Source organism: Faecalibacterium sp. I3-3-89 (assembly GCF_023347275.1).
Lineage (GTDB): Bacteria > Bacillota > Clostridia > Oscillospirales > Ruminococcaceae > Faecalibacterium > Faecalibacterium butyricigenerans.
Map to the genome: position 1 here is coordinate 177581 of NZ_CP094468.1, position 14855 is coordinate 192435.

Annotated in this window: 14 protein-coding genes and 1 pseudogene; 12 read left to right on the forward strand and 3 right to left on the reverse strand. The window is 45.3% G+C overall.

Annotated features, from left to right (window positions below; translation table 11 throughout):
* The first annotated feature begins 121 nt into the window (after window positions 1-121).
* The 5 genes from MTP38_RS00800 to MTP38_RS00820 all read left to right on the forward strand — a co-directional run bounded on the left by MTP38_RS00800 (window position 122) and on the right by MTP38_RS00820 (window position 8447).
* Window positions 122-3280 (forward strand): DUF3427 domain-containing protein, encoded by a 3159-nt coding sequence (locus MTP38_RS00800; RefSeq protein ID WP_249233942.1) that lies wholly within the window; start codon window positions 122-124, stop codon window positions 3278-3280.
* A 12-nt stretch (window positions 3281-3292) separates the two neighbouring features.
* On the forward strand, window positions 3293-3694 hold the full coding sequence (locus MTP38_RS00805) for a (deoxy)nucleoside triphosphate pyrophosphohydrolase (RefSeq protein WP_249233943.1): 402 nt from the start codon (window positions 3293-3295) through the stop codon (window positions 3692-3694).
* Between the two features lie 418 nt (window positions 3695-4112).
* Window positions 4113-5996 carry a B12-binding domain-containing radical SAM protein gene (locus MTP38_RS00810; protein ID WP_249233944.1) on the forward strand — a complete coding sequence of 628 codons (1884 nt, stop codon included), beginning with the start codon at window positions 4113-4115 and terminating at the stop codon, window positions 5994-5996.
* On the forward strand, window positions 5983-7191 hold the full coding sequence (locus MTP38_RS00815; RefSeq protein WP_249233945.1) for a serine aminopeptidase domain-containing protein: 1209 nt from the start codon (window positions 5983-5985) through the stop codon (window positions 7189-7191). Before MTP38_RS00810 ends, MTP38_RS00815 begins: the two co-directional genes overlap by 14 nt.
* 5 nt (window positions 7192-7196) lie before the next feature.
* Window positions 7197-8447, forward strand: a complete 1251-nt coding sequence (locus MTP38_RS00820) for an MFS transporter (RefSeq protein ID WP_097791177.1) — start codon at window positions 7197-7199, stop codon at window positions 8445-8447.
* 403 nt (window positions 8448-8850) lie between these two features.
* On the opposite strand, the gene MTP38_RS00825 is transcribed toward MTP38_RS00820, so the two are convergent.
* On the reverse strand, window positions 8851-9291 hold the full coding sequence (locus MTP38_RS00825; RefSeq protein WP_097791180.1) for a hypothetical protein: 441 nt from the start codon (window positions 9289-9291) through the stop codon (window positions 8851-8853).
* Between the two features lie 512 nt (window positions 9292-9803).
* Here MTP38_RS00825 and MTP38_RS00830 point away from each other — a divergent pair.
* The gene (locus MTP38_RS00830; RefSeq protein WP_249233946.1) at window positions 9804-10232 is read left to right on the forward strand and encodes an MmcQ/YjbR family DNA-binding protein; all 429 of its coding nucleotides are present in this window, start codon (window positions 9804-9806) and stop codon (window positions 10230-10232) included.
* Entirely contained in the window at window positions 10201-10632 is a 432-nt protein-coding gene (locus MTP38_RS00835) for a hypothetical protein (protein WP_015565732.1), read from the forward strand. Before MTP38_RS00830 ends, MTP38_RS00835 begins: the two co-directional genes overlap by 32 nt.
* A 73-nt stretch (window positions 10633-10705) precedes the next feature.
* Here MTP38_RS00835 and MTP38_RS00840 read toward each other — a convergent pair whose 3' ends face one another.
* Both MTP38_RS00840 and MTP38_RS00845 read right to left on the reverse strand, forming a co-directional pair.
* A complete protein-coding gene (locus MTP38_RS00840) occupies window positions 10706-11218 on the reverse strand; it encodes an ImmA/IrrE family metallo-endopeptidase (protein ID WP_008396542.1) in 513 nt (170 codons plus the stop codon).
* A gap of 45 nt (window positions 11219-11263) precedes the next feature.
* Window positions 11264-11680 (reverse strand): helix-turn-helix domain-containing protein, encoded by a 417-nt coding sequence (locus MTP38_RS00845; protein WP_015565734.1) that lies wholly within the window; start codon window positions 11678-11680, stop codon window positions 11264-11266.
* A 201-nt stretch (window positions 11681-11881) separates the two neighbouring features.
* On the opposite strand from MTP38_RS00845, the pseudogene MTP38_RS00850 reads away from it, so the two are divergent.
* The 5 genes and pseudogenes from MTP38_RS00850 to MTP38_RS00870 all read left to right on the forward strand — a co-directional run.
* Window positions 11882-12178, forward strand: a pseudogene (locus MTP38_RS00850) (DNA polymerase Y family protein); the annotation flags it as partial.
* A 43-nt stretch (window positions 12179-12221) separates the two neighbouring features.
* Entirely contained in the window at window positions 12222-12503 is a 282-nt protein-coding gene (locus MTP38_RS00855; RefSeq protein WP_015565736.1) for a hypothetical protein, read from the forward strand.
* On the forward strand, window positions 12503-13210 hold the full coding sequence (locus MTP38_RS00860) for an ImmA/IrrE family metallo-endopeptidase (RefSeq protein ID WP_097776432.1): 708 nt from the start codon (window positions 12503-12505) through the stop codon (window positions 13208-13210). Before MTP38_RS00855 ends, MTP38_RS00860 begins: the two co-directional genes overlap by 1 nt.
* Window positions 13211-13742: 532 nt before the next feature.
* On the forward strand, window positions 13743-14213 hold the full coding sequence (locus MTP38_RS00865; RefSeq protein WP_097791182.1) for a sigma factor-like helix-turn-helix DNA-binding protein: 471 nt from the start codon (window positions 13743-13745) through the stop codon (window positions 14211-14213).
* A 402-nt stretch (window positions 14214-14615) separates the two neighbouring features.
* Window positions 14616-14843 (forward strand): hypothetical protein, encoded by a 228-nt coding sequence (locus MTP38_RS00870; protein ID WP_005927345.1) that lies wholly within the window; start codon window positions 14616-14618, stop codon window positions 14841-14843.
* The last annotated feature ends 12 nt before the right edge of the window (window positions 14844-14855 follow it).

The following is a 14855-nucleotide window of genomic DNA, read 5'->3' on the forward strand; positions in this document are numbered from 1 at the left end:
CAGCAGCCTGCCTGTTTATTGTGCTTTTTGAGTGGCTAAGCAATGTCTCATCCGTATTGTGAGCATTGAATAGGGCTTTTGTCCGCGCTATAATAGAAGAAAACTGCAAGGAAGTATCATCATGCTTCACCCCGGACTGTACGAACAGGTCATTAACAATGCGCTGAACCGCGAGCTTTCGGAGGTTCCGGAAACCCGTAAATCCACTGCGCCCATCGACACGGCGGAAGCCTCTAAAGTGCTGGCGCAGTACCTGACCGAAGTGGTACAAAAAGGCCTCGACAACGTACAGGACAATGGCGGCGGCATCGAAGCACAGATTGCTCTGGCAAACCAGATCGTAAGCACCATCCAGACTACCACCAAAGAACCTGACTTTGCCGCGCTGGGCGTTGACCAGCGTGCAGAGCAGCTTCTTGCGCTTTTACGGGAAAATGACCCCCGCCTTGCAACCGGAAAAGCGGCCAAAGACATCGAACGGCCGGAAACGTCTCTTGCGCAAAGCTCGTTGTTCACCGGTGCCATCCACGAGCCGCAGATGTACACTGAACTGAAAAAGGAGATCGTGTCTGCCGACCACATCGACATGCTGGTATCCTTCATCAAGTGGAGCGGTCTGCGCCTGCTTATGGACGAGCTACGACAGTTTACCCAGAACGGCGGAGAGCTGCGTATCATTACCACTTCCTACATGGGTGCCACCGATGTAAAGGCTATCGAAGAACTGCGCCAGCTGCCCAACACGAAAATCAAGGTCAGCTACGACACCAAGCGCACCCGACTCCACGCCAAGACGTATGTGTTCTACCGGGATACCGGTTTCACGACGGCCTATGTTGGCTCCTCCAACCTGTCCAACGCGGCCATTTCCAGCGGCTTGGAATGGAACGTGAAAGTGACCCGGAAAGATCTGCCGGAGACCATCGATAAGATCGCCGCCACCTTTGAAAGCTACTGGAACGCCGGCGAGTTCGAGTACTACGATGAAGGTCAGCGGGAGCGCCTTGCGCGGGCCCTGAAAGCCGAAAAGTACAGCGAGACCGACCACGGTGGCATTTACACACTGGATATTCTGCCGTATTCCTACCAGCAGGAAATTCTGGACAAGCTGGAAGCGGAGCGCGCCGTGCGCGGGCACAACCGCAATCTGGTGGTTGCTGCCACCGGTACCGGCAAGACGGTCATCTCTGCGCTGGACTACAAGCGGTTCTGCAAACAGCATCCCGGAAAGCCTTGCCGCCTGCTGTTCGTGGCGCATCGGGAAGAAATCCTGAAACAGAGCCTGTACACTTTCCGTGCCGTGTTGAAAGATGCCAATTTCGGCGAACTGTTGGTCGGCAATTACAAAGTGGACAGCATTGAACACCTGTTTATTTCCATCCAAACCTTCAACTCGCAGGATTTTACCGCCAAGACCGGGGCTGATTTCTACGATTATATCGTGGTGGACGAATTCCATCATGCAGCTGCACCCACCTATCAGAAGCTGTTGGAGTATTATCAGCCACAGATTTTGTTGGGCCTGACTGCCACACCGGAGCGTATGGACGGCAAGAGCATTCTGGATTATTTCGGTGGGCGCGTTGCCGCCGAGATTCGCCTGCCGGAAGCCATTGACCGGAAACTGCTGTGCCCGTTCCAATATTTCGGCGTGACCGATACGGCCGACCTGAGCAGTCTGAAATGGCGCACCGGCGGTTATGATAAGGCCGAACTGTCCAACCTGTACACCTTCAGCGGCATGGTAGCACAGCGCCGCGCTGACCTTGTGGTGAATTCTATCCTGAAATATGTCACCGATATTGACGAGGTAAAGGGTCTGGGCTTCTGCGTTTCCATCGAGCACGCCCGGTTCATGGCGCGCTACTTTAATACCCACGGCATTCCATCTATGGCACTGACCGGCGACTCTCCTGACGAGGAGCGCAACGCCGCCAAGCAGCGGCTGGTTTCTGGGGAGCTCCGTTTTCTCTTTGTGGTGGACATTTACAACGAGGGCGTGGATATCCCCGAGGTGAACACGGTGCTGTTCCTGCGTCCTACCGAGTCGCTGACCGTGTTTTTGCAGCAGTTGGGGCGCGGCTTACGTCTGGCAGAAAACAAGGATTGCCTGACCGTTCTGGATTTCATCGGGCAGGCCAACAAAAAGTATAATTTTGAGGAGAAATTCGCAGCACTGCTCTCGAACACCACCCGCAGCGTCAGCAGGGAGCTCAAAGAGGGCTTTGTCTCTGCACCTAAAGGCTGCTATATTCAGTTGGAGAAAATTGCTGCAAAGTATGTGCTGGATAATATCAGCTCCTCCTATGACCGCACCTCCGGGCTTGTGGCGCGGGCGGCTGCCTTCACAGAGGATACTGGTCTGCCCCTGACACTTGGGAACTTCCTCGACTACTATCATCTTGACCCGCGTGCAATTTACAGCAAAAAGATCTGCTTCAGCAGGCTGTGCGTCCGTGCAGGGGCGGCATCCGATTTTACAGAACCTTTGGAAGAAACTATGACCAAAGCCTTTGCACGCTTTGCAGTCACAGATTCCCGCAGGTGGATCCGTTTTTTGCTGGAACTTCTGCCAAAGTTGGACAACACCGACTTTGCGGCTCTATCGCCAGTAGAGAAGCGGATGCTGCAGATGTTCTATGTGACCCTCTGGGGCAAAACTGCAGAAAGCTGGGAGGATGAAGAAGTTCTCGATAACCTGTATGCTCTCTCGGACAGTCCCGTTTTGCTGGGGGAGCTGCAGGCACTTTTGCAGTATCAATATGACCGCATCGATTTTATTGACGAGCCGGTGGATGTGGGCTTTGATTGTCCGCTGGATTTGCACTGTACTTATACCCGTGACCAGCTGCTGGTGGCGCTGGACTTTTTGAAGCCTGCCACTGTCCGCGAGGGCGTGAAGTGGCTGCCGGAAAAACAGCTGGACGTATTCTTTGTGACCCTGAACAAAGCGGACAAGGATTACTCCCCCACCACCATGTACAAGGATTATTCCATCAACGAAAGCCTTTTCCACTGGCAGAGCCAGAGCACCACCGCCGAAAACTCTGCCACCGGGCAGCGCTACATCCATCACCGGGAAAAAGGAAGCCGGGTGCTGCTGTTCGTGCGCGAGTTCAAGGCAGAGGCCCGTTTTGGCGGTGCAGGAGCGTATACCTATCTGGGCACGGTGAACTATGTGAAACACGAGGGCTCCCGCCCCATGAATATCACATGGCGGCTGAACCGCCCAATCCCTGCAAAGTTTCTCAAAAAGACCAACAAGCTGGTGGTCGGTTAAAAGGAGAATATCATGAAGGTTGTTCGCGTTGTTGCAGCTGTGATCTGCGACGATATTCAGACGAAACATAAAATTTATGCCACCGCCCGCGGCTATGGCGACTACAAAGGCCAGTGGGAATTTCCGGGTGGTAAAATCGAGCCGGGAGAAACCGCACAGCAGGCGCTGAAACGAGAGATTGAGGAAGAGTTGGACACCGAAATTGCGGTACATGATAAAATCGGCACCATCGAATACGACTATCCTGCATTTCATCTTTCGATGGACTGCTTCTGGTGCGAGGTCCTTTCTGGTGACCTTGTTCTGAAAGAAGCCGAAGCCGCGCGCTGGCTGACAAAAGACGAACTGGATTCTGTACAGTGGCTCCCGGCTGACCAGACGATTCTGGAAAAAATCCGGGAGATGATGAAATAACTCTGTTGCTCCAAGTTGCATCTGCAAGCAGTGCCTCTGTATATACAAAGGCTCAAACACGCATGGCATTGCAAATTTGCCGTGCGTATTCTGCTTGTTGGGATGCAGTCCCAATCCCTGTGAACATCACGGAACCGTGATGGCTGTGCACTCTTACAGAGTGCTGAAAGAGCGTTTTGCAGAAACGCGAAGCCTGCATCGGCACGATGCAGAACAACAGGTTTGGGCTGTGCCCAACAAGCTCTTGCAAGGCAAGGGGCTTTGTATATACAAAGACATTGCTTGCAAGAGAGCTTCGGCGTACCAGAATGGTACCACGAAGCACTGCTTGCAGAAGCCATTGCATCCATCTGAATTGTCAATTCCGCTCGCAGCTGTTATACTGGACTCATCAAAAATTTTTCAGGAGGCAGTTGCCGTGACCGCAAAGCAAGTTCAAATCGGAGATGCAGTAAATACCAAACAATTGAGGCGCAGCATTCAATATGATGAAAATCGTTTGTTCTTTTCTGGCGAAGAATTGACTGATAGCTATAGACAATTGCTTCTCGAGTGCTTACTAAATGGAGAGTACTTATGTTCGCATATAGATGAAGCGATTTCTGCTTTAAAAAAGGAAGAAACCTATTACAAATATTCAAAATATGAAATTTATTCATCCATCATCGAACGTTCACTGAAGTTGTTTGGATCAAGATTTTATCCTACATCGATTTCTTCTGCTGTAATATTATTTCAGAAAGGTGAAGATTGTTCCGATGCTATAAAGTCATATATTAACTATCGCGAGCAGAACCCGCTGATTGAATTTTATCATAGTATATTGCCTTTAATTATTCAAGACGATACACAATATGTTGGAATATCTGTAAATTATTCTGGTCAAATTATCCCTGCAATTACTTTGGCAGCATTAATAAAGAAAGCCTTTTCTCGTGTGAAAATAATTTTTGGCGGTTCGCTGTTTCCAGCATATGCAAATAAAATAAGCGCATTAAATATCTTTGCTGAATATTCTGATGCATTGATAATTTATGCCGGTGAGTATCCATGGAATAATATAATAGAATACGACACCCTAGATTATATTCCTGGGTGTATGCGTAGTAATGGGCATTCATTCATCCATAACAATCTTCCCCTTCCACAAATCAAAAGGGCTCTGCCGGACTTTTCTGATTATTCATTGCAAAGATATCTCGTTCCTCATAATATATTACCATACGCCATGTCAATTGGCTGTTATTGGGGAAAGTGCAGCTTTTGTGGATATCAATCTTACAAAGATATATGTGTAAAAAGATACGCACAAAATGATATCGATTTAGGTAATTATGTTTTTGATGATTTGTACAGGCTTTATAAAATTTATGGTGTAGAAAATTTTTATTTTGTCGATGAAGCCATGACAGCTTGGATTGGAAAAATTATCGCAAAGAGAATATATGAAAGCGGATTGTCGTTTCATTGGTACTCCGAATTCCGTTTTGATTCTTTTCTCAATTATTCATATTTGAGTGAAATTAAAAAGGGCGGTTGCTCTTTGATGTTTTTTGGCCTCGAATCGGGCAGTGACAAAATCCTAGGCAAAATGCAAAAAGGGACAAACAAAGAACGCATATCACAGATTTTTGATTATTGCAGAGAGCTTAAAATCAAAACTATGCCAATGTTCTTTTTTGGGTTTCCTGGCGAAACTTATGCGGATGCAATTGAAACCATAGAATTATTGCAAAAATATAGTGACTCAATCCAACATATTGCAATGGGTACTTTTGTGTTGCTTAAAAACATTCCTGTATATCAAGATGCAAATTTGTTTGGAGTAAAGATAATTCATCGAAACGGAGAATTGTGCCTATATGATAATTATAGTGTTTCCAATGGAATAACTCCATTACAGGCCCATGATATAACTGACTATGTATACAGAGATAAAAATCTGAAAAGATACTTTGACTATGAGTTGTTATCCAGGAATCATCTTTTGTTTCTGCCATTGCGGAGAAACGATAATGAACCATGTGACATTGTAGAAGATGCACTTTATTCAATGAATCCATCTTGTAATATTTTTCATGGTAAATTCATTCTGGGTACCGGCGAAATATCTGACAGAGTGTTTAACTATCTCGTTGATGCATCGAAAAACTCGTTTTATACGCTTTCGGATGAAATGTCTGAATTTTTTGAGAAAAATCATTATTTCAAAAAATCGGATTTTGACATTCAGGATTTTAGTGTAGAGATTTTTCGCTATTTTATTAATGAAGGTGTAATAGTCATACATGAAGACAATTAACCATCACAGACGCGGCTTTTTGGGATGCACATTCAAAGCTGAAAAACAAAATGTAAAAGTAAAGGAGGTTTATTTGAATGCCTCTTTCTTCAAGCAAGAAGATACAATTTATTCTATCCAAAACGAACCGATAGAATCGATGTATCAATTGGAAGCAATAATAAAAAAGTACCATGCGGGGGATTCGCTGGATATTACTGTGGTTAGAAACGAAAAGTACATCTCACAGAATTGCATCTTATACGAATATCCTCGTGAATCTTCAAGTCTTTTTGACATTGAATATGATTCATTTATATACAAAAATTTGTTTATAGAACTTCTGATTACAAAACCTAACGATAATGATTTTGTCCTTTTTTTATTGCAAGGCATTGATTGCTCAACAATTGATACTCCATTATTGAGTAAAAACACGTATCGAGATTTAATGTATAGCTTGAGCAATTTTGGGATTCCTACGGTAAGGGTCGAACTATTTGGGAACGGTGATAGTGACGGATATAAATGTGGTAAATATGGTTTCAACGACATAATTGACTTATACGACGCTGCCATGCATCATGTTGTTGCCTCTGGGAAAAAACTGATTCTTTTTGGATACAGCATTGGTGCTCTAATGGTTCCGTCTTTAGTTAATCGAAATAGAGAGAGCGTATTGGCTGCAATTATTTTTGATACAATGATTTTTGGCCCGAAGGATTACTTTGTCAAAAATAAAATTCGGCAAGATATATTAAGGGGAATACCAAAAGACAAAATAATGTATAATGCGCGGACATTTGATTCCTTTATTGAAATTGTTCTTGATGGAAAGCACTCCATTAATGATATCGTGAAGCAAAATCCTCAGTATAGTACATATGTTGAACATGGACTATTTGCAGGGCATGATACAAATTATTACCATGAGCTGTCTGAAATTGATTTCTTAAGTGGATGCAAAAGCATCTCTTTGCCATTACTTTTGCTTATAGGAAGTCGAGATTGCGCAATCGACTTTAAACAACATCTGTTTTTTTTCGATTCAATTAGTTCTACTGAAAGTGATATAATTCATAAGGAAGTCTTTAGCATTGATCATTCCTTTCGTAATGAAACTGGTTCAATTGATTCCGAATGTATTAAATGCATTTGTGATTTTATATTTGAGATTGTGATGAAGCACATCCCATTTGATGGCGGAAGGGCATAATAGTTATGAATATCAATTCGTCTTATAGGAAAGTTTGGTTTGCAAGATTGATTTCCATTTTGGGGACAGGATTAACGTCATTTGGGGTAAGTGTCTGGGTTTACACGGTCACAGGAAAAGCGACCCCAATGGTTTTGATTCTCCTTTTCTCTATATTACCAGCGATATTTTTAGCACCTTTCAGTGGTTATTTATGTGACAAATACAATCGTAAGGCTATCATTATTTGCGCCGACTCCATTGCCGCTTTGATAAGTGTGTTTATCTATATTTGCGTCAGTTATTATGAATTCAATTATTTTGTTCTTTGTGTTTTTACCTTTCTTGATTCTTGTGCAAATTTCTTTGATAATAATGCATATCAAGCATCAATTACAACTTTGGTTTCTCCTGATGAAGTAAAAACTGCTAACGGCATGAGTCAGATTATTGATTCATTGGATAGTATTGCTTCCCCGATTGTTGCCGGAATGCTCTATCCATTAATTGGACTAAATGGGATTATAATAATTGATTTAATAAGCTATCTTGTTTCTTTAGTAATTCTTGTTACGATAGATTCAAGCAAGTTTTCAATGGACAACGAAAATCAGAAGAAACGAAATACAAAAAGAGAAATTTTGCTTGGATTCAAATTTATTTTTTCTCAAGGAAGTTTACGTGTACTTTTGATTTACTTTACTATTTTAAACTTTACGTTTAATCTCGCAACCTCATTAATAGAGCCTTTCGGCTTGACACTTGGGAATACATTTGACCTAGGCATTATTAAGGCTTGTGGTGGATTCGGGATTTTATGCGGAAGTTTGGTTGTTACATTTTCAAAGAAAATACATTTTACTTATAAAACGATCGTTATTGGTGGCTTGGTTGCTGGCATAGCTTTGCAACTTATGGGGTTCACACATATTACTTGCATTGTTGCAATCGGAAGATTTTCCTTTTCATTTGTTACGCCAATTTTGAATACGGTTGCCGGCACATTGTGGATGCAGGAAACACCACGGATTCTTCAGGGGCGTGTGTTTGCATCGCGTTCCATGATTGCAAGGTGTTTTGTTCCTTTGTCATACGTTGTCGTAGGCCCGCTTGTTGACATTGTTTTACCGAAGCTGTTGCAATCAAATCTTGGACTTATTATTAATGTAGTCGGCACTCAAGCACTTGAATACCGTCTCGTTTTTTGTGGAGCGGGGGTTTTGTGCGTTTTAATAACTTGCTGTGTTGCAGCAAATACAAATTTCAGAAAACTTTAACTTTTCCGCATCAAATTGTTTTATCAATGTTGTAAGAATTGTTATTAATATGCTTCAATTTTTTGTATGTTCTTTTCGCTATGCTATAGTCTTGGGGGATTCAAAATCTTTTGTCTGTTTGCGATGTTTGCACTTGTAAACATCAAATATAAAAGAAAGCCGGCCGAGAACGAAATCAACGTATACTCGGCCTGTTTGTGGTTCATAACTCTATTTCATTGCGTTTGGGTATTTGCCTCGGCGGATCTTCAGCCATTGCTTGACGATTGCGTTTTTCTTCCTGAACAGACTGCGGCGGTTCGGCTCTTTCATTGAGAACTTTTTCAACATCACGCCTGCCATGAAGCATTGTAGCAGGAGTAAACTGTTCTCCATACGCCTTTTGCAGTTGCTGAACAGCGTTCTATTCTTTCTCGTTGCGAATAGCCAGCCTTGCTTCATATAACTCTCCTGCGTCCAAATCTTTTGCCTGTTCCTGTAAGTCGGCAAAAGCGTTTTTTGCATCATCCAGCGCATAAGAATACTTTGCCTCGCTGACTTCGAGCTTTTCAAGCATCGTCTCTGCGGCAGTACACCTTTTCTTGACTTCGGCGGTATCCCTACTTTCTTCACAGTCAAGATACATGAGGATTATTGCCCGCTCCGAGCGCAAATCTTCGAGCTGTTCCGTCAAATCCTCGATGCGGCTGGTCAGCTCACGATGCTTCAAAACATTAAGAATTGGCGTTGCCTTTTTCTCGGCCTGTAACTCTTTCCGCGTTTTGATAGCAGCCTTGATTTGCTTTGTCAAAACATCGTATTTTTCAAGCTCAGGCTTGGCAGCTTCAAGATACGATGTCTCCAAAATGATAACATCGGCAGTCGTGGTGCTATCGTTACGGTTGTGGTAAATGGACAGAATGTCCGTTTGCTGCTAAGCAGAATCGTTTTGAAATTTCGTTACGGCTCTACCATGTGTCTTTTTTGATCGCATGATTTATCCGTAACGCTCTGGCGGTAGGATTTCTGACGGCAGGCATTACTACAATAGACAGCATCTTTGCGTTTAGGCGTAAATGTTTTGCCACAACACCTGCAAACAAGGCCGGTGCGCTGTGCAAGCCGCTTCTGTCGCTGGCGTTTCCAGTTGCCAAGTTTTCCGCACGTGTAGTAGTCACAATATTTTTTCGATTTGACAATTGTATAAAACGTTTTTCCGCAGCCCTTACAGATGATTTTTCGCACAGGGTACATATACTCATGTGCATTATGTTTTGCCTGTTGCTCGTCGTACCGTGCTTTTATGGCTGCGAATTCTGTGGAAATGGAGGATGCAGTGGGAAGTACAACATAGATTGACTTCACTTGCAATGTGGAATGACGCGACAAGAATTATTTACATGGATACACCAGCAGTACGGCACAGAGCCGGAATATCCCAGGCATGACTGGAATGCTGTGTTGCGGCACAACGACAATAATAAATGGTATGGTGTAGTTCTGGAAGTATCAACTGATAAGTTGGGACTGCCGGAGGCAGGCATCGTTGATGTCCTTAATGTGAAAAGCGATCTGCTACTGATTGGCTCTCTTCGCGGGCAGAAAGGCTATTTTCTGGCCTATCACATGAACAAGGAAAAATGGCTCAGTATTCAGCTTGGCAAGCCGGAACTGGATGATGCTATCAAAGATCTGCTTTCTTTGAGCTATGAGCTGACAGCACCGAAAAAGCGCAACTTAAAGTCATCAGGAAAAAATCCGGGAGATTCCGCAAATGGCAAAGAAAAAGAAATTGACGAAGGCTGAGCGAAAGGAAGCACGCCTCCGAAAAGGCAAGCAGTGGCTGCTCACCTATACCGGTTCACCGAAAAAGATGAACAAGCATTACCGGGAACGCTTTCATGTGGATGCTGTGACTGCCGCTAAAGATTTGCAGGAGCTGGGGGTCAATTATACACAGGAACAGCTCGACCAGATAAAACAGGCTGAAGAGCAGCGGCTTCGGCAGCGGAGAATGGAGCGGGAAGCGAAAGAGAGGGAACGTCTGGCAGAACTGTATGAGGACTGCGATGATCGTTTTGCCTTTATCGCTGGATACACAGATGGCGGCGCACCGTTCGGTGTGATGTGGGAAGAAGTCGGCATTGATCCGGGACTGCCGTTCGAGGAAAAAGTGAATCTCTATCATATGCAGATGTTAGGCTGATAATTGTGCAGACGTCATCTGCACAATTTGCAACAAAAAAGAGAGGAGCCAGTCCAGGCTCCTCGAAGGTACATTATTTCAAAAAGTTGCTTTTATGTTCCAGCGCGTGCAGATTATATCCAAGTGTGGCCAGGTGCGCCACCTTCAGCGCAACCAGATTGATGTCGGTGGACATCGCACTGGCGATCTGCTCAGCTGTGTATCCATACTCATAGATGTAGCGAAGGACTTCATCGCTGTCCATCAGGATTTCTGCTGCTACGATGTTGGCTTCATATTCTGGTTTGGATTTCATATCGTAGAGCATGAACTCATGAATCGGGGTGGTTTTCGCCATATTCCGGTGAAGCTGGTCATGCCCTAATTCATGTGCGCACACAATGCGCAGCATATTTTCATCCAGACTGTTATTCAGGAAAATAAAGCGATTTCGCTTAATCACCCGGTACATTCCCTTCAGGGAACCAAAATTTTCGCAAAGCATGACATTGATACCAAGCTGCCTTGCAATTTCAAAAGGGTCTCTGGAACCGCAACGTTTTACCAGTTTCTCACCGACCCGTGAAAGCTGTTCCGCATTCATCATACCACCTCCAGTTTACAGTATAGCGAAAAGTGTGTACGATAAATATCACTGATCGGATTTTTTACGCCTCGTTTTCGGGGCGTATTTTTTATTGTTCTCTTTGGCAATCCAGTAGGCATCGGTCAGAGCTTTATAAGCTCCTTCGATGGCATCTTCGCTTAATTCGCCGCCAGCGAACATACCGGTCACTTCACTGACCAGCTCTTCAATATCTTTCGCTGCTTTTGCGCCGCCTTTTTCGTGAGCTTCTACGACATAGGTGCCGCTGCTGCCCAGCAGGTACTCAGTAGTAGTATTCAGCGCATCCGCAATCTTCTGCATCGTAACCATATTGGATGGCTTGCGGCTGCCAAGTTCATAATTCTGAATTGTGCGGGCGGTTACACCGGCCTTCTCTGCAAGTTCTACCTGAGTTAAATTGGCTTCTGTTCTTTTTTCTTTCAACCTTTCTTTGAAGACCATAGGAATACCTCTTTCTTTTTTGATGACAAACACGAACGCTTTTTCTTAAAAATCTATTGACATGAAAAACCGTGCTTGCTATAATGACGATGAAAGCATGAAATACAATTCGTGTAATTATAGTATCACAAGAAATGCTGTGTGTCAATGCGTTCGTGAAAAGTTGTTCATGTTTTCACAAACGGAGAGGAGGAATACGGGATGCAGAGAGTGATTCTTCACTGTGATATGAACAATTTCTATGCCTCTGTTGAGTGTATGCTGAACCCGGAACTGAAGAACAAGCCGGTGGCAGTGTGTGGTTCTGTGGAGGAACGGCATGGTATCGTACTTGCGAAGAACTATGCAGCAAAGGCGTTTGGCGTTTCCACGGGAGAGGCAATCTGGCAGGCAAAGCAGAAGTGCCAGGATCTTGTGATCGTGGAGCCGCACTATGAGCAATATATGAAGTTTTCAAAGCTGGCTCGTGAGATATACGATCGATATGATTCGCAAGTAATGCACACTGTGTTCTGACAAACCTGTAAAAGGAGGGGTTCTGATGTGTGGTGATTACACCCTTCGCCGTGAGAAAAGATACGTCGAAGTGGACGTTCGTTTTACTCCTGATGGCAAGATCCGCCCTCTTGCCATAAACTATGACAAGGCTCACACTTATGGAATTGATCGTGTCTTGGCAGTCAAACACGGGACATCACGCCTAGGCGGAAAAGGTCACTGCTTCACCTGCCTGATTTGCGGTCAGAAGCGGAATCTTTGGCTTGAACAGGGCAAGTGGTTCGTGGAAGCCTACTGTTCCGTGCCGGAAAGCTGTGCTTCGTAATGGCAAAATACTTATCCCGCACAGACCTTTCGCACATAGCGGGCAGGTATATCGAGCAGTACTATAACTTTTTCGGAATTAGCAAGGATGCCCCAGAACCCATTGACCCGGAACGGCTCGCAAGTTCTGTTCTTGGGCTGAATGTGAAAATGCTGCCGTTATGCAGCGATGGCAGTGTCCTAGGACTGACTGTTTTCCAGAAATGCGGTTTTACCGTAACCTTGGGGGACGGAACAAAGCTTGTAGAGGTGTTCATGCCGAAGGACGTCGTAATCGATTCCGCCCTTGCGGCAGACAGCTGCACCGGATGCCGGAATTTCACGATAGCGCATGAAGCGGCACACCATATTCTGGCTGACCAGTTTCCGAACGACTACGGAAAAGCAGTCAAGTGCCGTGGGCACATTGCCTATCGGGAACGAAACGGACAGCCCTCATGGGAAGAATGGCAGGCGAACACCCTTGCAGCGGAGCTGCTGATGCCAACATTTCTGGTCAACGCCGAAATAAAACGTGCAGCGCTGTGCCTGCCAAACGGAATCCTGTACAAATCCGCATCGGACCCGAACTATGAAAAAATTTTGGAGATGGCTGCACGGATGGGAGTATCGTGGTCTGCGATTAGGATCAGATTACAGCAGATGCAGATCATCAACGGCAAACCCATCCACTGCCACCCATTAGACGTCATTCGATTTGGAGAATAATATGACTTGGTCAAATAATCGCTCTTTTAAGAGTAAACCGCTGAACAATATACAGCAGGCACAATTCAGCATTGGCTGGAGGTTTTGTCCGGTTTGCGGACACAAGCTCTACCAAAAAACTGAGAGCTGTTCAGGCTCTATCAGCATAAAGTGCCTCAAGTGCGGCAACGTAGCAACCGTTGACTTAGCCTACCGCAGGCGCTGACTTTTTAGACAAAACACAATTTCAAAAATCGGGTGCATTGCACCCTGAATATGGACTGTTCGTCACCGAGCAACGGGCCATTGCCGCAAGGCAATGTATGAAACGTGCACCAAATAGCCGGGCAACAGCTGATAGAGTGATTCTGCTTTTAGAACCGCTCTGTTAGTTGGTTGTCCGGCTATTTTTTAGCCTTCAGGAAGCCTGCTCCCGCAAAAAGGAGCAGGCTTTATGTTTGTCCGTTTTTCGTGGATGCCCCAAGCGGCGAAATATCCGTAGCCTTCCAAATTTTCGACTTTTTACGCTTTATCGAAAATTTGGAGGTTACACATGAGTTTCAATAATGGTAATGAACGTCGCAAGCTGAACGCAAAGTGGGAGCAACTCCGTGTGCAGTACCGCGAAGCCGGAATGAGCGAAGAGGCAATTCAGGCGATGTATGAGTTTGATTTGGGCGTCCTGAACAGTGAACGCGCCTATGATGCCAGCACGGTGGCAGTCTGTGATGGCGAAGATGACGTTGACGCAAGGAAAGCAGCAGATCTTAAGCAATATGAGGCTGCGATCACGGTAACAGATACCTACCACGAAACCAAGAGCCGCTTTGGATGGATCGGCGAAATCGAGAATGAGCGGTTGCTGGCTGCTCTTGAAAGCTTATCGGAACTTGATCTCAAAATCCTTACGCTCTATGTCTATGCCGGGTACACCGAGTCCGAGATTGCAAGTGCCTTGGAATCCAAAAGGATTACGATTCATAAGCGAATCGAGCGAATGACTATGTTTTTGAAGAACTTTTGAACTATTTTCTTTTTCAGGTAACAATTTGCCCCTTCTCGATGGCTCGTAAGTGAAGGGACAATTTCCCAAGCGGCACTCACCGCAGGGCAAAGCGTCCGATCTCGCGCACCTTGAAAACTGAATAGTTCCGTCATCTGGTACTCCGATAATGATACTTCCGTAATTCGCGGCCCGGTCACAAAGCAGACGGGGTGGCTGAAATGCCAATGAAGCGGTACAAGTCCGCTGCCAGATGTTCATGCCCCACTCGCAGGGGGCCGAGGGCGAATATGCGAGACCTTTAATCATATTGATCCGGGAGCTGCCGGGTACGTTCTGTGCATCCGGCAGTTCCCGTTTTTTACGTATTCTTATTTATTCTTTACCCGAATATCCACTTTTGATACATAGGAGGACACTTTTATGGACGAGTTGAACCCCACGGTGCGCGAGCAGGAAATCTACGAGGAGATGGAGCTGACCCCTGAGATGGTCAAGTCCATCCGCACCCTCTGCGGCACCTGTCTGCGGCACTTTGTGGATGCAAAGGCTTTCAAGATCGCGCTTGTACCCAGCGCTGACCGAAGCATGGACACCTGCACCGTCTGCCAGATGAGGCGCGGCTATGATTATGTGGTCATGCACCGCTGACCCCAACCATAC